The 22573-nt window shown below is 65.5% G+C and carries 14 protein-coding genes; 8 read left to right on the top strand and 6 right to left on the bottom strand.

From position 1 onward, the window contains the following. Positions 1-3: 3 nt before the first annotated feature. From VN706_06750 to VN706_06735, 4 genes are all read right to left on the bottom strand, one after another. Entirely contained in the window at positions 4-2652 is a 2649-nt protein-coding gene (locus tag VN706_06750; protein ID HXT15311.1) for an ABC transporter permease, read from the bottom strand. After that, on the bottom strand, positions 2649-2993 hold the full coding sequence (locus VN706_06745; GenBank protein ID HXT15310.1) for a PadR family transcriptional regulator: 345 nt from the start codon (positions 2991-2993) through the stop codon (positions 2649-2651). Before VN706_06745 ends, VN706_06750 begins: the two co-directional genes overlap by 4 nt. 117 nt (positions 2994-3110) lie before the next feature. Next, positions 3111-3854: a type I methionyl aminopeptidase gene (map, locus tag VN706_06740; protein ID HXT15309.1), complete on the bottom strand. Its 744-nt coding sequence runs from the start codon at positions 3852-3854 to the stop codon at positions 3111-3113. Between the two features lie 24 nt (positions 3855-3878). Next, positions 3879-4793: a PhzF family phenazine biosynthesis protein gene (locus VN706_06735; protein ID HXT15308.1), complete on the bottom strand. Its 915-nt coding sequence runs from the start codon at positions 4791-4793 to the stop codon at positions 3879-3881. 101 nt (positions 4794-4894) lie between these two features. On the opposite strand from VN706_06735, the gene VN706_06730 reads away from it, so the two are divergent. The 8 genes from VN706_06730 to VN706_06695 all read left to right on the top strand — a co-directional run bounded on the left by VN706_06730 (position 4895) and on the right by VN706_06695 (position 20002). Continuing rightward, positions 4895-7228, top strand: a complete 2334-nt coding sequence (locus tag VN706_06730; GenBank protein HXT15307.1) for a hypothetical protein — start codon at positions 4895-4897, stop codon at positions 7226-7228. A gap of 80 nt (positions 7229-7308) precedes the next feature. Next, positions 7309-8328: a hypothetical protein gene (locus VN706_06725; GenBank protein ID HXT15306.1), complete on the top strand. Its 1020-nt coding sequence runs from the start codon at positions 7309-7311 to the stop codon at positions 8326-8328. A 95-nt stretch (positions 8329-8423) separates the two neighbouring features. Next, complete coding sequence (locus tag VN706_06720) at positions 8424-11123, top strand: tetratricopeptide repeat protein (GenBank protein HXT15305.1); 2700 nt, start codon at positions 8424-8426, stop codon at positions 11121-11123. Continuing rightward, entirely contained in the window at positions 11120-11986 is an 867-nt protein-coding gene (locus VN706_06715; GenBank protein ID HXT15304.1) for a DUF4159 domain-containing protein, read from the top strand. The genes VN706_06720 and VN706_06715 overlap by 4 nt, the downstream gene beginning before the upstream one ends. 22 nt (positions 11987-12008) lie before the next feature. Next, positions 12009-13040 (top strand): MoxR family ATPase, encoded by a 1032-nt coding sequence (locus tag VN706_06710; protein HXT15303.1) that lies wholly within the window; start codon positions 12009-12011, stop codon positions 13038-13040. A gap of 197 nt (positions 13041-13237) precedes the next feature. Next, the gene (locus VN706_06705; GenBank protein ID HXT15302.1) at positions 13238-14182 is read left to right on the top strand and encodes a DUF58 domain-containing protein; all 945 of its coding nucleotides are present in this window, start codon (positions 13238-13240) and stop codon (positions 14180-14182) included. After that, complete coding sequence (locus tag VN706_06700) at positions 14183-16258, top strand: BatA domain-containing protein (GenBank protein HXT15301.1); 2076 nt, start codon at positions 14183-14185, stop codon at positions 16256-16258. 48 nt (positions 16259-16306) lie between these two features. After that, positions 16307-20002 (top strand): DUF4175 family protein, encoded by a 3696-nt coding sequence (locus VN706_06695; protein HXT15300.1) that lies wholly within the window; start codon positions 16307-16309, stop codon positions 20000-20002. Between the two features lie 466 nt (positions 20003-20468). Here the strand turns inward: VN706_06695 and VN706_06690 are convergent, their stop codons facing one another. Both VN706_06690 and VN706_06685 read right to left on the bottom strand, forming a co-directional pair. Beyond that, positions 20469-21428 (bottom strand): threonine/serine dehydratase, encoded by a 960-nt coding sequence (locus tag VN706_06690; protein ID HXT15299.1) that lies wholly within the window; start codon positions 21426-21428, stop codon positions 20469-20471. Further along, complete coding sequence (locus VN706_06685; protein HXT15298.1) at positions 21415-22410, bottom strand: ornithine cyclodeaminase family protein; 996 nt, start codon at positions 22408-22410, stop codon at positions 21415-21417. The genes VN706_06690 and VN706_06685 overlap by 14 nt, the downstream gene beginning before the upstream one ends. Positions 22411-22573: the final 163 nt, after the last annotated feature.

Genomic DNA, 22573 nt, shown 5'->3' with positions numbered 1-22573 from the left:
CCCTCATTCCGCCCGCAGCGCGATGACGGGATCGACCAGCGTCGCGCGGCGCGCCGGGAGATAGCTCGCCACCGCGCCGCAGATCGCCAACAGCGCCGCGACTCCCACGAACGTCACGGCATCGCGCGGCGGCACGTCGAAGAGCAGCGTGGACATGAACTGCGTCAGCAACAGCGCGCCGAGCACGCCGACGCCCAACCCCGCACCGACCAACACCAACCCGCGTCCCACGACCATGCGCCGCACCGCGCGCGACGATGCGCCGAGCGCGATGCGAATGCCAAGCTCGCGCGTGCGCTGGGTGACGAGGAACGAGAGCACGCCGAACACCCCCAGCACGGCGATGGCGAGTGCAACCGCCGCGAACACGCCGAGCAGCGTGGTGGACCAACGCGCGGGCGCGACCGCCGCGGCGAGCACGTCGTCGTACGTGCGCATGTCGCCGACCGGCGTCGTCGGCATCACCGCGTGAACGATCGCGCGCGCCGACGGCGCAAGAAGTGACGCATTGCCCGTCGTCCGCACCACGACGTCGAAGAACGGCCAGCTCGGCATCACGGCGAGTGGGATGTAGACGGTCGGCAGCGGATCGGCCGCGAGGCCGGCGTCGCGCGTATCGGCAACGACCCCGACGATCGGCGCCTCATGAAACAGCCGATTGTCGGGCGCACCCATGTAGACTGGTTTGCCGAGTGGATCTTCGCCGGGATAGTACTGCTTCACCAACGCCTCGTTCACGATGATCCCGGGCGCATCGACGCGATCGGCGGTCGTGAACAATCGGCCGCGCACGAGCGGAATGCCGGTCGCCGCAAAGAACTCCGGCGTCACGACACGATACGGCACGCCGGTCGGCTGCACGTTTTCAGGCAGCGGTCGATCGATGCGATTGAACCACGCCCCCGTGCCGCGTCCCGCGATCGGCAGATAACTCGTCACCGCCGCGGCCCGTACGCCCGGCAGTGCGTGCAAGCGCGTGAGCACATCCTCGAACATCGCGGATGACGCCGCGTGAGGACGCAGGCTGAACGTCAACACACCCTCGGTTCGCACGCCGCTGTGAACCTCGCGCAGGCGCTCGAAGCTTCGCAGCAACAACCCGGCACCAGTGAGCAGAATCATCGCGAGCGCGATCTCGGACACGACGAGCACGCTGCGCGCCCATTGGTGTCCGCTCGAGCCGCGGCCGCCGTCCCGCAACGCATCGATGGACGAGCCGCGAGCAAGCTGCCAACCCGGCACGCTCCCGAATGCGAGACCGGCGGCGATCGACACGAACGTCGTAAAGAGAATCACCCGCGCGTCGAGCGCGATCTCGCCGGCGCGCGGCAAGTTCGTCGTCACCTGCGCGGCGAGCAGCAACCTGAGAAATCCCTTGCCGACCAGAAGTCCCGCGACGCCGCCGGCGCCCGCGAGCAGCATGCTCTCGGTGAGCAACTGACGCAACACGCGCGAGCGGCCGGCGCCGAGGGCTTGGCGAATCGCGATTTCGCGGCGGCGGCCTGCTGCGCGCGCGAGCAACAGGTTGCCAAGGTTGGCGCAGGTGATGAGCAGCACGAACCCGACGGCGCACATGAGCACGAACAACTGCCGTCTCACCGCGCCGACGATGGTGTCGCGCAGCGGCGCGACATCGATGCGCGTTCCCTGATTGAATTTTGGCCAGTCGCGAATCAATCGATCGCCGATCACGCCCATCTCGGCGCGCGCTGCGTCGACGGTAGCGCCCGGCGCGAGACGGCCGACGACGGAAATGAAGTATTGGTCGCGATTGGCGCGAAACTGCGGCGTGAAGTGCGCGGGCACGACGTAGTCGAGCGGATCGCCGAATCCGAACGCGGGCGGCATCACGCCGACGATCGTCGTGGGCATTCCATTGAGATCGACGACGCGGCCGATCACGCCGCGATCGCCGCCGAACGATCGCCGCCACCGATCGTAGCTCAGCACCATCACCGGCGGCGCTTCCGGCACCTCGTCGTCGAGGGTGAGCACGCGGCCGATTTCCGGAGCAACGCCCAGGAGCGGCAGCAGGCCGCCGATGCTGCGCAAGCCCTCGAGCTGTTCCGGATCTGCCCCGCCGCGCAGCAACGTCGCGGTGACGCCGGAATATCCGGCGAGATGCATCGACCTCGTATGTGCTTGCCAATCATAGAAGCTCGCGGGCGACGTTTCGCTGGTCGCCATCGCGTCGGCGGTCTTGTCGACCTGATTCAACGCGACGAGCCGCGACGGATCGGCGAAGTGCAGCGGCGCGAGCAGCACCGCGTCGACGACACTGAAGATTGCCGTGTTGGCGCCGATGCCGAGCGCGAGCGACGCGATCGCGACGAGCGCGAAGAGTGGCGAGCGGCGCAGCGACCGCGCGGCGACGGTGAGGTCCTGGCGAAGCGAGTCGAACATGTTCTCCTCGAGGCGAGTCGTCGCGGCGGGTGCGCGAATGGTGCGATCGGTGCGCCGCTCGTTCACGGCGAGACGAATGAGACCGGGCAGCTCGGCCGCCAATGCACGCCATGCGGCGCGCCGGCCGGCGCGTGCGCGGACGGCGCGATCGATTTCCGTGTACACCGCGAGCAGCTCGCTGCCGAACGCGTCGTGAAACGACGACGGCAGCAAGAGCACGAGCAGTGCGCGGTAGACGCGGACCGTCATCGCCGTGCGGGGATGAGATGCTTGGCGCGCGCCATCGCCGCGAGTCGCTCGAGACGCATGGCTTCGGCGCGCGCGGCCTCGCGGCCGAGGTGCGTGAGGTGGTAATAGCGGCGGCGCGGGTCGTCGCCGGTGCGGGGCCGGCGGCGCGCCTCTTCGATCCATCCCATGTCCAGCAGGCGCTTCACCGCGGCGTACAGCGTGCTCGCCGTCAACTTGACTTCGCCGCCGGTGCGCTCGGCGACATCCTGAATGATGGCGTAGCCGTGGAGGTCTTCGCCGACGAGGGCGAGGAGGATGTGAAAGACCTGCGGGCTGGGCGCTGGGTGCTGGGCGGTGGGCATGCGCTGGGCGATGGTCGTTGGGCGGGTGCGCGATATACCGCACGGTGATATACCGTCTCACGGTATACTGCGACGCGACACACTTTCCGTCAAGACCCATCGCCCATCGCCCATCGCTCACGCCGCGGTCAAAATCTCCGCGCGGCCCTCTCGGATGACGATCGTATGCTCGTAGTGCGCCGCAAGGCAGCCCGTCGCCGTGCGAATCGTCCAGCCGTCGTCATCCTCGAACACCGGCGACGGCCGCTCGGCAATGATCGGCTCGAGCGCGATCACCATGCCGTCCGTGAGCGTGCCCGGCGTGAACGGGCTGAAGAAATTCGGGACCGACGGCTTTTCGTGAAGGCCGCGCCCGACGCCGTGCCCGCACATCTCGCGGATGACCGAGTGTCCCCAGCGATTCACTTCTTCTTCGACCGCGCGCCCCAGTGCGGAAATGCGAACGCCCGCTGACGCGACCTCGAGGCCGCGCCTGAACGCGCGCTCGGCGCACTGCGCGAGATTGTGCGCCGCCGTGCTCACCGGCGGAATGATCGCGGTGCACGCGGAATCGGCGATGAATCCGTCCAGCTCCGCCGTCACGTCGATCTTCACGACGTCGCCCGGCTTCAGGCGGCGCGAGCCGGGAACACCGTGCACCACCTCGTCGTTGACGCTGATGCAGTTGAACCCCGGAAACGCATAGGTGAGCTGCGGCGCGGAGCGTGCGCCGTGGCGGCGAAGGAAGTTGGCGCCGACGTCGTCGAGTTGCTCAGTCGTCATCCCCGGCGCGAGCGCCTGGCGCATCTCGATGATGGCTTGGCCGACGAGCTTGCCCACCGCGCGCATGCCTTGCAGGTCGGAACTGGATTCGATGGTCATGAGGCGGAAAACGGTAAGCGGTGACTAGAGCGACATCGAGCCTTCGCACACCAGGACAGTCTTGCCGCCGACGCGCGCAGCCGTGATCGCGCCGTCGTTCTTGTCCGCTTCGATCTCGAGAAGGCTCGGGCGGCCCATCTCGAAACCCTGTTCGACGATCCAGCGCAGCGTGCCGTCGCGGCGTTCATCGCGCGCGGCAAGGTAGCCCGCGAGCGCGACGCACGCGCTGCCCGTCGCCGGATCTTCGGGAACGCCGATGCCGGGCGCATACATCCGCGCGCGAATGTCGTGTCCGGCCTGCTCCGCTTCGGTCGCGAAGACCATCACTTTCTCCGTGACGTAGCCGCCGAGCGCGGCCTCGAAGAGGTCGAGCTTCACGCGTGAGCGCGAGACCGCGTCGCGATCACGCAACGGCACGAACAGAAACGGAGTGCCGCACGAGACGGTCTCGGGTTTCATTCCGCGCTCGCCGTCGAGCACCGAATCGGTCGGCAGCGAAAGGGCGGCGGCCAGTTGCGCGGCGGATGGCGGCGGCGGCCCGACCTGCGGAAGCTGCGCGACCGAGAGCTGCGCGAATTCCGGTTTGCCGTTCCTTGCGCGAATCATGACGGGAACGGGGCCGACGCCTTCCTCGAGCACGATTCGCGTTTCGTCCCCGCTGAGACGAACGGCTCCGACCGACGCGAGGACGTGCGCGGTGCCGACCGTCGGGTGCCCGGCAAACTGCAACTCGCCGCCCGGCGTGAAGATGCGGACCTTGGCCGTATGGCTCGGGTCGTCAGGCGGCAGTACAAATGTGGTCTCGGAGTAGTTGAACTCTCGTGCGATCGGGTGCATTAGCTCAGAGGGGACTTTGCTCGCGTCCGGAAAGACCGCGAGCTGATTTCCGCCGAAGCGCCGATCGGTGAACACGTCACAGGTGAAATAGCGAGCGTTCATTGTAGGGAAAATGTAGTGACGGGTCGTATTGGGAACCGCGCATGCCGGTTCCGTGTCTCAAAGTGTCTCAACCAAGACGGCGAGCGCGTCGTAGTGTAATCATGGCCCATTGGTTTGAAGGAATTTTTTCGTTTCTCTTCAAGTACCGGCCAACGGAGTTCGCGAAGGGAAGTTTTGCCTTCGGCGCGCCGTTCTCGGTGATCGTGTTGCTGCTGGCCGCGGCGGCGATTGGCGTGCCCGCGGTGCTGAGTTACGCGGGCGTGCGCGGGAAGAGCACGCGGCGCGATCGCTGGGTGCTTGGAACGCTGCGCGTCGCGGCCTTCCTCGTGTTGATCGCGTGTTTGTTTCGGCCGATGCTGCTGCTCTCCGCGGCGGTGCCGCAGCGAAATTACGTCGGCGTGTTGATCGACGACTCGCGCAGCATGCAGATCACCGATGGCAAGGACAAGTCGCGCAGCGACTGGGTGCGTCACGCGTTCGGCGGTCCGGACAGCTCGCTGCTCAAGGCGCTGCGTGAGAAGTTCGTCGTGCGGCTCTTCCGATTCTCGAACGGCGCGCAGCGCGTCGACAGCGTGGCCGAGCTGGGATTCAACGCGGGCGAGACGCATCTCGGCGACGCGGTGGAGCAGGCGCGCCAGGAGCTCGACGCCGTCCCGCTCTCGGGTCTCGTGGTGCTCTCCGACGGCGCCGACAATTCGCGTGCGCCGATCGGCGACGAACTGCTCTCGCTGCGCGCGCGCTCCGTGCCGATCTTCACCGTGGGACTCGGCGCCGAGCATTTCGACAAGGACATCGAGATTCGGCGCGTCGAAGCCGCGCACAGTGTATTGCGCGGCGGCGCGCTGGTCGCCGACCTGATGATTCGTCAACGCGGCTACGCCGGCAAGCGCGTGCCGCTCGTGGTCGAGGACAACGGCCAGATCGTTTCGCGCGATTCGATCACGCTGCCGCCGGACGGCGACGTGGCGCCGATTCGCGTGTCGGTCGTCGCGAACAAAGCCGGTGCGCGTTCGTTCGCGTTCCGCATTCCGGCGCAGCCGGGCGAACAGGTCGAGCAGAACAATGTGCAGCAGGCGCTCGTCGACGTGCGCGACGGCCGCGAAAAGATTCTCTACGTCGACGGCGAGCCGCGCTACGAGACGCGTTTCATTCGCGCGGCCGTCGAAGCCGATTCGAACATCCAGGTCGTGTCGATGATTCGGACGGCGGACAACAAGTTTCTGCGCCTGAGCGTCGACAGCGCGAACGAGCTCGCGAGCGGATTCCCGAAAACGCGCGCGGATCTCTTCCGCTATCGCGCGATCATCATCGGCAGCGTGGAAGCGAGCTTCTTCACGCACGACCAACTGGCGATGCTCGCCGACTTCGTCAACGTGCGCGGCGGCGGCCTCCTTCTCCTCGGCGGACGTCGATCGTTTGCCGAGGGTGGATATGCGGGAACGCCGTTGGCCGATGTCATGCCGGTCGTCATTGCCGGCGACGCCGTGCCGGATTCATTGACGTTTTTCGCGGATCTCAAAGTTTCGCTCGAGCCGGCCGGAATGACGCACGCCGTGGCGCAGATCGCGGCGACGCCGGCGGCATCGCTCGAGCGGTGGAAGTCCCTGCCGGCGGTGACGACGACGAATCGCATTCGCGAGGTGAAGCCGGGCGCGGTGACGCTGATTCGCGGCACGATGGCGCCGGGCGGACGCGCCGGCGAACCCGGTGCGCCGCTTCGCGATTACTCACAGCCGGTGCTGGTGTATCAGCGTTATGGGCGCGGACTGTCGGTGGCGTTCACGGTTCAGGATTCGTGGAACTGGCAGATGGATCCGGCGACGGCGGCGGACGATCAGACGTTCTCGCGGTTCTGGCGGCAGATGCTCCGGTGGATCACGACGGACGTTCCAAATCGCGTGGTGGTGTCGTTGCCGACCGACCAGGCGAACCCGAAAAGTCCGATCACGATTCGCGCGAGCGTGAGCGACAGCGGGTATCTCCCGCGGAACGACGCGAAGGTCGTGGCACACATCACGACCGACAGCGGATTCACGCGCGATCTGCCGCTCGATTGGGCGATCGACCGCGATGGTGAGTATCGCAGCACGTTCACGCCGGATCAGGCGGGCATCTACAACATTCGCGTTGATGCGGAGGCGCCGAACGGCGTCGTCGCCGGCGACACGACTTATCTGCGCGTCGCCGATCTCAATACGGAATACTACGACGCCGAGATGCGCGCGCCGCTGCTGCAGCGCATGGCGAAGGAAACCGGTGGAAAGTTCTACACGCCCGCGACGGCGAGCACGCTCGCCGAGGATGTGGCGTTGAGCAAGCATGGTGTGACGGTGGTGAATCAGATGGATCTGTGGGACATGCCGGCGGTGTTGTTCTTGTTGATTTCGCTGCTTGGGGCGGAGTGGTGGTATCGGAAGGCGCGGGGGTTGGCGTGAGGCGCCGGGCGGGCTGTCATCCCGAGCGAGCGTCAGCGAGCCGGGGGATCCCCTTCACCGCGGAGGACTCCTCCGTCGGGATGGGGGTCCCTCGACTCACTCGCTACGCTCGCTCGCTCGGGATGACGGCGCTGCTCGGCCTGACGCTCGTCGCGCGTTCGCTCGCCGCGCAAACGCACCTCCTGATCATCTCCGGCCTCGGCGGCGAACAGAAATACACGACCGAGTTCTCGCATCTGGCCCAATCGCTCGCCGACGCGGGCAATAAGCGTTTTGGTATACCAGAATCAGAAATCGTGTGGCTGGGCGAAGACAGTATTTCGACGCAGCCGCACTTTCGCGGGCAATCGACCAAGGTGAACGTCGAGCGCGCGGTGGCGCAGATGGCGCAGCGAGCCGGGCCCGGCGATCAGGTCGTCCTCGTCCTCATCGGGCACGGGAGCGGCGAGGGCGAGGATACCAAGATCAGCATTCCGGGTCCCGATCTCAGCGCGCGAGACTTTGCCCAGCTCCTCGCGCGTTTTCCGACTCAGCGCGTGGCGTTCGTGAACATGACGAGCGCCAGCGGGGACATGCTGCCTGTGCTGTCGGGGCCGAACCGCATCATCATCACGGCGACCAAGAGCGCGTTCGAGCGCAACGAATCGCACTTCGCGCAATTCTTCGTCGATGCGTTGACCAAGGACGTTGCCGACGTCGACAAGGACGGCCGCGTGTCGTTGCTCGAGGCGTTTCGCTATGCGACGGCCGAGACAAAGCGCTTGTACGAGACGGATACGCGGCTGCAAACGGAGCACGCGCAGCTCGACGACATGGGCATGAAGACCGGCGTGCCGGACCCCGACGGGCGTACAGGTCAGGGTTTGCTCGCGCGCCGTTTCTTCCTCGACGGCGGCTTCAAGGCGACCGGCAGCGTGAATGACGCGCAGCTCGCCGCGCTCTACAAGGACAAGTTCGCGATCGAGGATCAGATCGATCAGCTGCGGCAGAAGAAGACGGCGATGGCCGCCGACGCGTACGACGATTCACTCGAGGTGTTGTTGGTGCAGCTGGCGAGGAAGGCGAAGACGATTCGCGAGATTGAAGGGAGGAAGTCGTGAAGGGGGCACGTGTCACGCGCGAGCGTCAGCAAGCACCTGTCATCCCGAGCGAGCGTCAGCGAGTCGAGGCACCCCCGTCCCGGCGGAGGAGCCATATGCAGCGCTCCGCTGAGAAGGAGGTCCCTCGACTCCGGCGCTGGGCGCCTCCGCTCGGGATGACACTTGGCGTGATGCTCTTCGCCTCGCCGCTCTCCGCCCAATCCGCCTCCGACGGCCGCGACTCGCTCCAAGCCGGCAAATACAAGGAAGCGATCGTCATTCTGTCCAAGGTCCCCGCGGCCGACAGCGCATGGCTCGACGCCCAGCACGACCTCGTGCGCGCCTATGCATCGGTCGGCCGGTACGACGACGCCGAGAATACGGCGCGGCGCGCCGTGTCGACGCCGCGCGGCAAGGAATTATGGAATTCGCTTGGCCAGGTGCTGTTGGTGCGCGGCAAGCGCGCCGCGGCCGAGGGTGCGTTCGTGCGCGCGTCGAGCGAGCATGCGTCGGACAGTCTCGTCGCGCAGCTCAATCTCGCCGAGCTGCATTACGCGCGCGGCGAGCGCGATCGCGCGATGAAGGAGTTCGACCACTTCATCGACATCTACAACGCGTCCGCGGGGAGCAGCTTGTCGAGCGAGGAGCTCGTCGCCGTCGCGACGGCCGTCGAATACCTCGGCGCGAACGACCCGCAGCTCTTCAAGGATGCGCTGAAGGCGTACGATCGCGCGATCAGCGCCGACCCGACGAATCTGGACGCCAAGATCAAACTCGGCGAGCTGTTCCTGCGCAAATACAACTTTGCTGATGCGCAGAAGACCTTCGAGGACGTTCTCGACAACAATCCGAACGAGCCGCGCGCGCTGCTGGGTGCCGCGCGACGGCTCGAGGCGGACAATCAGCCCGGTGCGGATTCATTGTTGCGCGCCGCGCTGAACGTGAATCCGGATTATCCGGACGCGCGCACGCTGCACGGCGAGATGCTGCTCAGTCTCGAGGACTACGCCGGCGCGCAGCAGGACATCGATCGCGCGCTGCGCATCGATCCGATGAACGAGCGCGCGCTCGCCGTCGCGACGGCGATCAAGTATCTGTCGCACGACCAGCCTGGGTACGAGGCGATGCGGCAGCGCGCGCTCGCGGCGAATCCGAACGACGGCGAACTGGACGCCACGCTCGCCGAGCTTTCGGGTCAGGTGCGACTGTACGAACAGGCGGCGGATTTTGCGCGGCAAGCGTTGCAGCTCAATCCAAAGAACTGGCGCGCCTGGGGATTGCTCGGCAACAACGAGCTGCGCCTGGGCCAGATCGACGACGGAAAGAAGAGCCTCGAGACGGCGTTCTCAGGCGACCCGTACAGCGTGTGGGTCAAGAATACGCTCGACCTGCTCGACACATATAAGAACTATGATATGATCTCGAGCGATCATTTTCGCTTCATGATCGAGAAGGACGAGTCGCAGATTCTTGCGGTATACCTCAAGGATTTGGCGGAGCAGGCGTACGCGAAGTACTCGAAGGAATTCGGGTATGCGCCGCCGCCGCCGATTCGCATCGAGGTGTATCGCAGTCACGCGGACTTCTCGGTGCGGACCGTTGGGCTGGCGGGCCTGGGCGCGTTGGGGGTGAGCTTCGGAACGACGCTCGCGTTCGATTCGCCGGCCGCGAAGGACGCGGGTCCGTTCAACTGGGGCTCGACCGTGTGGCACGAGCTGGCGCACACGTTCACGCTTGGCGTGACGGACAATCGCATTCCGCGCTGGCTGTCGGAAGGACTGTCGGTGTACGAAGAGCATCACGGACCGAAGACCGGCTGGGGCTTCAGCGTGTCGCCCGATTTCCTCGCGGCGTACAAGGCGGGCAAGCTCGTGCCGGTGAGCCGCATGAACGATGGGTTCATGCATCCCGCGTATCCGGAGCAGGTGCAGTTCTCGTACTTCCAGGCGTCGCTCGTGTGCGAGTTGATCGTGCGCGACTACGGCGAAGGCGCGATCGCCAGGATGCTGCAGGCGTACAAGGACGGAATGACGACGGAGCAGGTGTTTCAGAAAGTGCTGAACACCGACATGAAGTCGTTCGACAAGAAGTTCGACGACTATTTGAAGCTGCGGTACGCGAGCGTGCTGCCGTCGATCACGAAGGAGCCGCCGGAGATCAATGCATCGACGTCGCTGGACGACGTGGATCAGATGGTGAAGAACAAGCCGAATGATTTCGGCGTGTTGCTGCTCGGCGGCATGGCGATGGTGGAGCACAATGAGCTCGATCGGGCGATTCCGCTGCTCGAGCGGGCGCGCGACATTTTCCCGGAGTATGGCGGCGACGACAGTCCGTACGCGGTGCTCGACGCTGTGTACGCGAAGAAGGGCGATCTCGCGAAGGAAGCCGCGGTGCTGGAGAGGTGGACGACACTGACCGAGACGAACGCGAAGGCGCTCGCGCGATTGGCTGATGTGCAGGAGAAGCTCGGGAACGCGAAGGCGGCCGCTGACGCGCTCGATCGATTGATGTTCGTGAATCCGTTCGATCTGGCGACGCATCAGCGACTCGCGCAGTTGTCGGCGGCGGCGGGGGACAGGCAGCGGACGATTCGCGAGCGTACCGCGATCGTCGCGTTGAATCCCGTGGACCAGGCCGACGCGTGGTATCAGTTGGCGCAGGCGCAGCACGACGCGGGCGACGACGTGCATGCGCGGACGAGCGTGCTGCGGTCGCTCGAGGAAGCGCCGAATTTCGAGAAGGCGCAGACGTTGCTGCTGACCATCTACGACGCTCGGGTTCGTCAGAGCGGCGGCGAGGTGAAGAAGCCATGAGCGCTTCGCGATGGGCGATGGGCGTTGGGCGTTGGGCGGTCGTCGGGATGCTTCTCGTCGCGCCACATCTTGTTGGTGCACAGCGGCCGACACGACCGCGCGGCGGAGGATTCAACCAATTCTTCGGCGGGCCGGACGACATGTATCAGCCGCCGGCGTTTCACGGCAACGTGCCGTACGACGGCCGGTTCACGTTTGCGCGCATTCGGTATCGCGGCTTCGAGCACTGGGCGGGGCCCGAGGGGCCGGGCTGGGCGCACGATTATCCGGACGCTGATGAGAATTTTGTAAAGATTCTTCGCGACGTCACGGCGGTGCATCCGTTCGTCGAATCGGGGCCGATGGTCGGCAGTGTGCTCGTTTCGCTCGACGATCCGCTCCTGTTCAAGTATCCCGTGAGCTACATGTCGGAACCCGGCGGCTGGCATCCGAACGACAAGGAGATGGCCGGTTTTCGAAGCTATATCCTGAAAGGCGGATTCATGATCTTTGATGATTTCCGCGAAGGGTGGCGCGGCAACTACGACTGGTCGAATCTCCAGCAGCTGACGGCGGTCGCGTTTCCGGGCCTGCACTGGATTCAGCTCAAGGGCGACGAGCCGGTCTTCGATTCATTCTTCAAGGTCGACATGAACAAGGCCGTCGAGTGGCCTTCGACCTCGGCGTACGGCACGCGGCCGCCAACGTACTGGGGCCTGTTCGACGGCAACGATCCGCACAAGCGCTTGATGCTGATGGCCAACGTCGACAACGACATCGGCGAATCGTGGCAGTGGTCGGGACAGGGATTCGTGCCGATCGCGCAGGCGAACGAGATCTACAAGCTGGGCATCAACTACGTGATCTACGCACTGACTCACTAGGCAATCACACCCGGGACGACTCTTGGCGACCACAGTTCAGACCCCGACGCTGGAATCGCACGACGACATCGCGTTGGCCGACCGGCTCAAGCGCGGGCACGATGAGATCATCACCGAGCTGCACAAGCTGATCATCGGTCAGGAAGACGTCATCGAGCTCGTGCTGCTGTCGTTGTTCACGGGCGGCAACAGTCTCATCGTCGGCGTGCCGGGACTGGCGAAGACGCTCCTGATCAGCACGATCGCCAAGGTGCTCGATCTGAAATTCTCGCGCATTCAATTCACGCCGGATCTGATGCCGAGCGACATCACGGGCACGGACATCATTCAGGATGACCCCGAAACGGGACGCCGGCACATGGTGTTCACGCCGGGCCCGATCTTCGGCAACATCGTGCTCGCCGACGAGATCAACCGCACGCCGCCGAAGACGCAGTCCGCGTTGCTCGAGGCGATGCAGGAACATCGTGTGACGGTGCAGGGGAAGACGTATCACCTCGAGGAGCCGTTCCACGTGTTCGCGACGCAGAATCCGATCGAGCTCGAGGGCACGTATCCGCTGCCGGAAGCGCAGCTCGACCGGTTCATGTTCAACATCATCATGGACTACCTGCCCGAGGACGACGAGGTGCGCGTCGCGACGTCGACGACGTCGGTGCAGAATCAGCGCTTTCAGCACGCGGTCACGGGTGCGGACATCGTGGCGTTTCAGCAGTTGGTGCGCCGCGTGCCGATCGCCGAGCCGGTGGCGCGGTACGCGGTGAATCTCGCGCGGACGAGCCGCCCGGGTCCGCATGCGCCCGACTTCATCAAGCAATGGGTGTCGTACGGTGCCAGCACGCGCGCGCCGCAGCATCTCATTCTTGGCGGCAAGGCGCGCGCGCTGATGGATGGCCGGTACAATGTGAGCTTCGAGGACATTCGTGCGCTGGCGAAACCAGTGCTCAGACATCGTGTGCTCACGAACTTTCACGCGCAGTCGGAGCATGTGACGTCGGATCAGATCATCGAGAAGCTGGTGAAGGCGGTGCCGATGCCGAAGTCGGGGATGTAGATGATGAGCGCGGTGGAAACAGCGCGTTTGTCATCCCGAGCGACCCTGAGCGCAGCGAAGGGGAGTCGAGGGACCCCCTTCTCGGCGGAGCGTTGCGTATGGCTCCTCCGTCGGGACGGGGGTCCCTCGACTTCGGCGCTTCGCGCCTTCGCTCGGGATGACAGAAGATGCGCGCCTGCGCTCGGGATGACAGGCATATGACAACGTCTCTCACCCCCCAGACCTCCTTCCTCGACCCCTCGGTCCTCTCCCGGATCGGGAATCTCGAGCTGCTCGCCAAGGTCGTCGTCGAAGGATTCATCAACGGCCTGCACCGCTCCCCGCATTTGGGCGCATCGACCGATTTCGCCGAGCATCGGGCGTACATGCCGGGAGATGACATTCGGCGGATCGATTGGAAGCTGTTCGGCCGCAGCGATCGCCACTACATCAAGGAATTCGAGGCGGACACCAACACGAACTTCAACGTGATCGTCGATGTGTCGCCGTCGATGCGGTACGGCGCGAATCCCGAGACGGGGCGCGTGTCGAAGCTCACGTATGCGTGCTATCTCGCGGCTTGCCTCACGTATTTCTCGAGTCTGCAGCGCGATCGAGTCGGTCTGGCGACGATCGACACCGACATTGTCGACTATGTACCGCCGTCGGCCAAGCATCTGCAGCTCGTCCTGCATGCGTTGGAGCGTATCGAGCGTAACGCGCGCGACGCCAAGGCGCTGCCCGGGCGGTCCACCCTGCTCCCGCCACTCCGAAAACTTTCGGAGACGTTTCGCCGCCGCAGTCTCGTCGTGCTGATTTCAGACTTCTATGAAGATCCGCAGGAGATCATCGACGCGCTGAGCTTCGTGCGCGGCCGCGGCAACGATCTGATCGTGTTCCACCTGCTCGATCCGCACGAGATCGACTTCTCGTTCTCCGATTCGACGAACTTCATCGACATGGAAACCGGCGAGAAGCTGCAGGTCATTCCCGACTATCTGCGCAAGCAATACCAGCAGTTGGTGCGCGAGCACACGACCACGTTGTCCAAGCGCATTGGCGAGTCGCGCGCCGACTACGCGATGTTCGATACGTCGAAGCCGCTCGATCGCGCGCTCTTCTCGTATCTGTTGGCGCGGCAGCGCTTCACGCGGACGCGATAGATGAGTTTCCTCGCCCCGGCGTTTCTTGCCGCGCTCGCGGCCATCGGCATTCCCGTCGTCATTCATTTGATCAACCGGGAGCGGAAAGTCGTCGTCGAATTTCCGTCGCTGATGTTCCTGCAGCGCATTCCCTATCGGTCGGTGCGGCGCCAGAAGATCCGGCATCTCTTGCTCCTCGCGCTGCGCTGTCTCGCGGTCGCGCTGCTCGTGGCCGCGTTCGCGCGTCCGTTCTTCCAGCGCCGCACGACCGCGATTGGCGCGACCGGCGCGCGCGAGGTCGTGATTCTCCTCGACCGGTCGGCGAGCATGGCGTACGGCGGCCGCTGGGACAAGGCGAAGGCCGCCGCGCACAAGGTGATCGGCGGGCTTGGTGCGTCGGATCGCGCGACGCTCGTGCTGTTCGCGAGTGACGCCGCCGTCGCGAGCGATCCCATGGCGACGCCCGATCGCGTCAACGCATCGATCAACGCCGCGAAGCTCGGCGCCGAAGCCACGCGATACGGTCCGGCGCTCAAGCTCGCGTCGCAGATCGTAGGTGCGTCGACGCTGCCGCGGCGCGAGGTCGTGCTCATCTCGGATTATCAGAAGATCGGTTGGGCGAACCACAACGAGGTGACGTTCCCCAAGGGCACGGTCGTAACGCCCATCGATCTGGGCGGCGCGGCGTCGTCGGACGTCGCGGTGTCGCAGGTGACGACCGATCGCGACAGCACGGGCGAGCGCGATCACGTGACCGTCGCCGCGCGGTTGATCAACACCGGCCGCGTGGCGAAGAACATCCAGGCGACGCTGTCGATCGGCGGACGCGACGTTCAAACGAAGAGCGTGAGCGTCGCGGCCACCGGTGCGCAGCAAGTTGCGTTCGCGCCGATCGCCGTGCCGAATGCGGCGACGAAGGGATCGGTGCGCATTACGCCGGACTCCTTGCAGCAGGACGACGTGCTCGCCTTCACGATCGCGCCCGACGCCGCGGTGTCGGTGTTGCTCGTCGAGCCCGCGACGCCGCGCGAGAATCAGAGTTTGTTCGTGAGCCGAGCGTTGGCGATCGGCGACCGTCCGTCGTTCCGTGTGACGGAAAAGCGCATCAACGAGCTCACGCCGCGCGACTTCGATGGCCGCGCGCTCGTGGTACTGGATGAAGTCGCGCCGCCGAATGGCGACGCCGGCGAGCGGCTTCGCGCGGCGCTCGATGGTGGTACGGGTCTCGTCGTCGTCCCCGGCGCGCTGGCCGTCGAGACGTGGCCGGCGGATTGGCGCGGCGTGCTTCCCGCGACCGTTGGGAAAATTGTCGATCGCACGTCGGACGCCGGCGGTTCGCTGTCGTCGATCGACTACGCGTATCCGACGTTTGAAGTCTTCAACGCGCCGCGCAGCGGCGATTTCTCGACGGCAAAGTTCTACCGCTATCGATCGTTGACACCGCAGCCGGGGAGCGTGGTCGGTGCGCGCTTCGACGACGGTTCGCCGGCGATCGTCGAACGAACACAAGGAAGCGGCAAGGTCGTGCTCTGGGCGTCGTCGCTCGACGCGTACTGGACCAACTTGCCGATGCAGCCCGTGTTTCTGCCGTTCGTGCATCAACTGGGCAAACACGTTGGCCGCTACGCCGATCCGCGGCCATGGTTCGTGGCGGGGGATGTGCTCGATCTGTCTCGCCACGGTGAGCTCACCGCGCAATTCGCGTCGAGCGCGCAGGACACGGCCCAGCTCGTTCTCGAGGCGCCGTCCGGCGCGCGCGAGCGAGTGACGACGGCGGGAGCGAACCATCTGATTACGCTGCGCGAACAGGGATTTTACGAGTTGCGCGGTCAGGACACGCCGGTAGGGAGTGGCCGGCCGATTGCCGTGAACGTAGATCCTACTGAGTCGGACTTGTCGCATCTGGATCCGCAGGACGTGGTGCTGGCCGTGACCGCGGTGGATGGGCGGCGCCAGCCGGGAAGCGATTTCAACACCGTGACGCCGCACGAGCAGGAACAGCGGCAGAAGGTGTGGTGGTATTTGCTGCTCGTGGCGCTGCTGTTGATGGCGGCGGAAACCACGTTGTCGAATCGGTTGTCGAAGGTGACACAATGACGTCATCCCGAGCGAGCTTCGCTCGGGATGACACACGAGGTTAGTTACATGGAATCCACACACGGCCTGCCGTCCGAACACACGCAGCTCCTCGGCGTCGTTCGCGGCGTGCGCAACCGATATCGCGCGAAACGCGCGCTGCGCGGCGCGGCGATCGCGATCGCCGGGAGCTGGTTGGCGCTCGCGGCATCGGCGTACGCAATGAGCGCGTTCAAATATTCGGACAGTGCGGTGCTCACCGGTCGCATCGGGTCGCTCGCGCTCATCGTTGCGCTCGTGGCGTGGTTCGTGATTCGTCCGCTGCTGCCGCGCCTCGACGACGACAAGGTGGCGCTCTATCTCGAGGAGCACGAGCGGTCGCTGCAGGCCACGATCATCACCGCCGTCGAGATGCGGCGCGAGCGGTCGAACGGTGTGCCACGTTCGCCGATGCTAGTCGATCGCCTGACGCACTCGGCGCTCGAACGCGCGCACAAGGTCGGCGACGGACGCACCGTCGACGCCGGCGAGCTGAGAACGAACGCGGGAATCTTCGCCGCCGTCGCCTTCGCGACGTTGGTGCTCACCGTCTTCGGTCCGAGCGTGATTCGCACCGGCGTCAAGCTGGTCGCGACACCGTGGGCGGCGGCGACGCCGGCGAGCATGTTCAGCATTTCCGTCGAACCGGGCAACGCGACGATCGCCAAGGGTGGCGATGAGCTCATCGAAGCCAAGTTGCGCGGCTTCCAATCCGAGCATGTGGAGCTCCTGGTCCGCTCGGCTGATTCGACGAATTGGTCGCGCGTGCCGATGGCGGCCGACAGCACCGGCGCGTTTGCGTCGCGGCTGTTCGACATCGGCGGAAAGATGGAATACCTGGTCGAAGCGAACGGTGTGCGCTCATCCGTCTACACGCTCGACGTGTCGAACCTGCCGTTCGTGAAGCAGATCGATCTTCAATACCGCTTCCCTGCGTACACGCAAATGGACCCGCAGGACGTCGACAGCACCGGCGACATCGCGGCGCTCAAGGGGACGATGGTGCGCGTGCGCGTCGCGCCGACGGTCGCGACGGCTGGCGGGCGCCTCGTCACCGACGCGGGCGACACGCTCAAGCTCGTGCCGACCAACGACGGCCATCTGATGGCCATGCTGCGCGTGGACAAGCCGGGTTTTTATAAAGTTGAATTAGAGGGTCCTCAAGGCCGTCTCGTGACGGGCTCGCTCGACTATACGATCGACGTCCTCCCCGACCATCCGCCCACGGTGCACTTCACCAAGCCGGGGCGCGACACGAAAGTGCTGTCCGTGGACGAGGTCTACACCGAGGCACAGGCCGAGGACGACTATGGCGTCGCGAAGCTCGAGCTGGTGTATTCGGTGAACGGCGCGGAGGAACACGCGCTGCCGCTGCACGAGGGCACGCGCGCCATCAAGGACATCTCGGCGGGCTATACCTTCATGCTCGAGGGCATGAAGCTCGAACCCGGCGACGTCGTGTCGTATTATGCGCGCGCGACCGACAACAACGGTGTAACGGGAGCGCAGCAGACATCCACCGACATGTACTTCCTGCAGGTACGGCCGTACGAAAACGACTATCGGCAGGGTCAGGGCGGTGGCGGCGGCGGTCAGGGAGGCGGCCAGCAGAACGACGCCGGCCAGTTGTCGCAACGCGAGCGCGACATCATCGCCGCCACGTTCAAGACCGCGCGCGACAGCGCCCAGACGGAAAAGAAGTCGTATGAGGAAAACCTCGCGACGATTCGCCTGTCGCAGCAGCGTCTTCGCGAGCAGACGAATCAACTCGCCGATCGGCTGGTGCAGCGCGGCATCGCGAGCAGCGACAGCAACTGGAAGCGCATCGCGGACATTCTATCGAAGGCCGCGGCGGCGATGGACACGGCGGAGAAGGCGCTCACGAACAACAATGCGACGAGTGCGCGCGGGCCCGAGCAGCGCGCATTGACGCAGCTGCAACGCGCCGAAGCCGTCTTCCGCGAGATTCAGGTCACGATGAATCAGCAGGGTGGCGGCGGTGGCGGCGGCGGCAATCGCACCAATGCCGAGGATCTCGCCGACATCTTCGAGCTGCAGAAGGATCGTCTGCGCAACCAGTACGAGACCGTGCAGCGCGGCGAGCAGAATCAGCAACAGCAGCAGGCGGACAATCAGGTCGACGAGACGGCGGAGAAGCTGCGCCAGCTCGCGGCGCGCCAGCAGCAGGAGAACGAACGTGCGCGCGCGAAAGCGGACAGTCTCGGCCGCATGGGCCAGTCGGGTTCTTCGGGCGGGCAGTCGCAGCGCGATCTCGCGCAGCAGGCCGAAGACGAGGCGCGGAAGCTCGAGCGACTTGCCCGCGAGCAGCAGAATCAGGCGCTCTCTGACGCGGCGCGCCGGCTCCAGGACGCAGCGAGCCAGATGCGGCGCGCCGCGGCAAACGGTCAAAAGTCGGGCGCGAGCGACGCGGCGCAAGCACTGAACAACTTGCAGGATGCGCGGCGGCTGCTCGATCAGGAGAAGAACGGCCGCGGTACCCGCGACCTGGACGATGCAATGAAACAGGCGCAGCAGCTCGCCGAGCAGGAAAAGAAGGTGCAGTCGGACGTGCAGCAGCTCGGCCAGGCCGGAGCGGCGACCGGAGCGAATGCGCAGCAGCAGCAACAGCAGCAACAGCAGCAACAGCAGCAACAGCAGCAGCAGCAGCTTCGCCAGTCGATCGCGCAGGAGAAGGGTGCGATGGCCGATCAAGTGCGCGATCTCAAGTCGAAGCTGGATCGCATGGCACTCGACAGCAAGCGCGACCAGCGTGATCTCTCGCGCGCGCTCGGCACCGCGGCTGATACGCTCCGCGGACGCAAGGTCGAGGAGAAATTGCGCTACACACAGCAGCAGACGCGCACGGCACCGACGGACTGGATGAATTCCGCCGAGCAGCAGATCGGAGCCGACATCGCGGATCTGGGGCAGCGCCTGCAACAGGCGCAGACCGCGGCGCAGTCAGGCAACGGGCAGCGGCAGCAGGCGCAGGCGGCGGATCAAGCGCGCAATCTCGTGCGCGGCGTGGAATCGCTCGATGAGCGCATGCGCCAGCGCGCGGAGCAGCAGCAGAGTGGGCAGGCGCAACAAGGCGCTCAGCCGAACCAACAGAAGGACGCGCAGCGCGGGCTGCGCAACGGCCAGCAATCGCAGGGACAGCAAGGCCAACAAGGCCAACAAGGCGCGCAGGGCCAACAAGGCCAGTCGGGCCAGCAAGGCCAAGGTCAGCAGGGCCAGCAGGGCCAGCAAGGCCAGCGCGGCCAACAAGGTCAAGGCGGTGGCGGTGGACGCGCACAGAACGCGTCTCCAAATGGGGGCCCCGGAAACGGCGGCGTGCCGCGCGGCAACGCACAGCCAGGCGGCGGCCGACTCTCTCCCGATGACGCGCAACAGTTCAGCCGCGAGGCACAGCAGCGTCTGGCCGAAGCCGAAGCACTGCGTCAACAGCTCGCCAAACAGGGCATGCCGACAACCGAGCTCGATCGCGCGATCGACGGACTGCGGCAGCTTACCAATCCTCAAATATTAGAGGATTCTCATACAGCGAAGGAGCTGCGCGCGCGCACCGTCGAAGGATTCAAAGACTTCGAATTCAGCTTGCGCCGCTCGCTCGGCCAAGGGGACTCGACGCGTGTGCTGCTGGAGCGCTCGGGTGACGTGCCGCCGGCGTACAAGGCAAACGTCGAGGAGTATTACCGCTCGATCGCCAAGGCCAGGAAGCCCTGAGGCGGGAAAAATTCGGTCCACAAAACACGAACGCGTAGCGCTTGGCGCTACGCGTTCGGTCTGTCTTCCAGCGACGTCTTCGGCCGGTTCACCGTCTGCGCCCTGCCGAGAAGAGTGATCAGCTCAGGATCGCTCAGCGATCGCCATCCCGCAGGCACCGGCGTCAATCGCCGCTTGCTCACGTCGGATTCGAAGCAGAGCCAACCGTCCCCAAACTCCTCCGGCAAGTACGACCACCGGTCTGACACCCCGCCTTGCCGTTTTACCTCGAACACTGTCCACTGTGTGCCGGTGGAGTCAGTAATTGTCCGCATCTATGCCCCGCAGCAGCTGATCGCCAAAGCCCCCCGCCATCGGGCGACCCGCGCGAGTCGCGCGTGACGATATACTTGGCAGGATAGGTGCCAAACCGGGCCGTAAACGTTAGGCAAACGCGACCGCTTTCGCGTCCGGCTGGACGAGAACGTCAACGCGTGAGAAGCTCGGCCAGAACGACCGAGTCGATGTTTCCGCCCGACACGACACACACGACCTTGCCTGCGCCGCCGCGTCCGGCAAGCGCCGCGGCCACCGGTGTCGCACCAGCGCCTTCCGCAACGACGCGCGCCCGCTCCACGAGCAGGCGAACCGCCGAAGCAACCTCGTCGAGCGGCGACACGAGCGCGCCGTTCAACAGAGCTCGCAGCAGTGGCCACATCTCAGGAAGCACGCCACGACCGCCAATTCCATCCACGAAACTGGGCGTTCGTTCGACTGTTACCGGCCCGTTCGCGGCGAGCGCGGCGGTGAGCGGCGTCGACGTCGAGACTTCGCATCCGAACACCTTGGCATTCGGCGACAGCGCACGGACCGCGACGGCGATACCCGAAACCAATCCGCCGCCGCCGACCGGAACGAGCACGGCATCCACGTCCGGCAAATCTTCGACGATCTCGATGCCGACGGTGCCGTTGCCGGCAATCACGCCGCGATCCGCGACCGGATGAATGAACGTCCCGTCGATACCGTCGCGGCCCTGCGCGGCAAGCGTCGCCCACCACTCCTCGTACGGAACGGACACGATCCGCGCGCCGAGTCGATGAACGGCATCGACCTTCGTGCGTGGCGCGCTCTCGGGCATCACCACGGTGCACGGAACACCGAGCTCGCGCGCGCCCCACGCCACGCCCTGCGCCATATTTCCCGCGCTCGCGGTGTACACGCCCCGTGCGAGCGTCTCGGGCCCAAGCATGCGCATGGCATTCGTCGCACCGCGCAGCTTGAACGACCCGATCGGCTGCAGATTCTCGAGCTTGAGATAAATCTCGGCGGGCCCATCGACGTCGAGCCGGAGCAGCGGCGTCCGAACGACCGTGGAAGCAATGCGGTCGCGCGCGGCGCGAACGTCGCCGATCGTCGGCGCTTCTATCGGCTCAGTGGGCGGCACTGCGCGCTCCGCCGAGCTCGACGTCGACACCCGCGCCCTGCCGGCGCGCTTCGGCGTAGACGTGCGCCGCGGACGCCAGGTCCTCGATGGCCAAGCCCAAGGATTTGAACATCGTGATCTCGTCGGCGTTGCGCCGGCCGACCACGCGTCCGATCACGACCTCGCCGACCTCACCCACGATGTGTTCGGGCGTGATCGCACCTTCGTGCAAGGGTACGATCACGTCGCCGGGTTCCTTGAGGGCCGACTCTCGTCGATCCGTGTAGAGTCGCGAGCGCACGACCGCCCGCGTGTCTACTTCGCGCGCATGCGGCTGCGACGCACCGACGGCATTGATATGCGCTCCCGGCGCGAGCCAGTCGCCGTGGAGGACCGGCTCGCTCGACGACGTGGTGGTGCAGACGATGTCGGCGCCGCGCACCGCGTCCTCGGCCATGCTCATGACGTGTGAATCGAGCTGAAAGCGCTCGCGGCCGACGTCGGCAAGCCGCCGCGCGTGCTCGGAACTTCGACTCCACACGTGGAGGGTCTTGATCGAACGCACAGCGCACATGGCCTCGAGGTGCGAATGTCCCTGCACGCCGGCGCCGAGGATCGCGAGCGATGAGGCATCGTCGCGTGCGAGAACCTGGGTCGCCACGCCCGAGACCGCGGCGGTGCGAATGGTCGTCACCGACGTCGCGTCCATGACCGCGACGAGGCTGCCGTTGTCCGAATCGAACAGGAGCACGGCGCCCTGATGCGAGTCGAACGCCGTGCCGTGATTGCGCGGAAACACGGTGATGATCTTGGCGCCGATCGTCGGCGGTGTGCCGAGGTAGGCGGGCATCACCGCGAACGCGCCGTCGGGAATTTTGAGCACCGTGCGGAGCGGAAGCACCGCGTCGCCGCGCGCCAGAGCGGCGAGCGTGTCGCGCATCAGCTCGATGCACGCGGGCATCGGCAGGAGGCGCTCGACGGTATTCTGATCGATAATGAGCATTCTTAAAATGTCGTCATGAGTGCGTGCGATGCCCCGCGCCGACCGTATTCTCGACCACCGCGAACGCGAACACCAGCGCGAGCGATGCCAAGACGGCCGACGCGGCGCTCGGAGCTCCGAGCGTGCACGTCGGCCGTCAATGTCCTTGAACTGGCGGCGGTCA

This window comes from Gemmatimonadaceae bacterium (assembly GCA_035606695.1).
Lineage (GTDB): Bacteria > Gemmatimonadota > Gemmatimonadetes > Gemmatimonadales > Gemmatimonadaceae > JAQBQB01.
This window is presented reverse-complemented; position numbering and strand designations above follow the sequence as displayed.

Coding starts and splice junctions, on each gene's coding strand:
- VN706_06750 (HXT15311.1), bottom strand. CDS start 2,652: ATGACGGTCCGCGTCTACCGCGCACTGCTCGTGCTCTTGCTGCCGTCG.
- VN706_06745 (HXT15310.1), bottom strand. CDS start 2,993: ATGCCCACCGCCCAGCACCCAGCGCCCAGCCCGCAGGTCTTTCACATC.
- map (HXT15309.1), bottom strand. CDS start 3,854: ATGACCATCGAATCCAGTTCCGACCTGCAAGGCATGCGCGCGGTGGGC.
- VN706_06735 (HXT15308.1), bottom strand. CDS start 4,793: ATGAACGCTCGCTATTTCACCTGTGACGTGTTCACCGATCGGCGCTTC.
- VN706_06730 (HXT15307.1), top strand. CDS start 4,895: ATGGCCCATTGGTTTGAAGGAATTTTTTCGTTTCTCTTCAAGTACCGG.
- VN706_06725 (HXT15306.1), top strand. CDS start 7,309: ATGGGGGTCCCTCGACTCACTCGCTACGCTCGCTCGCTCGGGATGACG.
- VN706_06720 (HXT15305.1), top strand. CDS start 8,424: ATGCAGCGCTCCGCTGAGAAGGAGGTCCCTCGACTCCGGCGCTGGGCG.
- VN706_06715 (HXT15304.1), top strand. CDS start 11,120: ATGAGCGCTTCGCGATGGGCGATGGGCGTTGGGCGTTGGGCGGTCGTC.
- VN706_06705 (HXT15302.1), top strand. CDS start 13,238: ATGACAACGTCTCTCACCCCCCAGACCTCCTTCCTCGACCCCTCGGTC.
- VN706_06700 (HXT15301.1), top strand. CDS start 14,183: ATGAGTTTCCTCGCCCCGGCGTTTCTTGCCGCGCTCGCGGCCATCGGC.
- VN706_06695 (HXT15300.1), top strand. CDS start 16,307: ATGGAATCCACACACGGCCTGCCGTCCGAACACACGCAGCTCCTCGGC.
- VN706_06685 (HXT15298.1), bottom strand. CDS start 22,410: ATGCTCATTATCGATCAGAATACCGTCGAGCGCCTCCTGCCGATGCCC.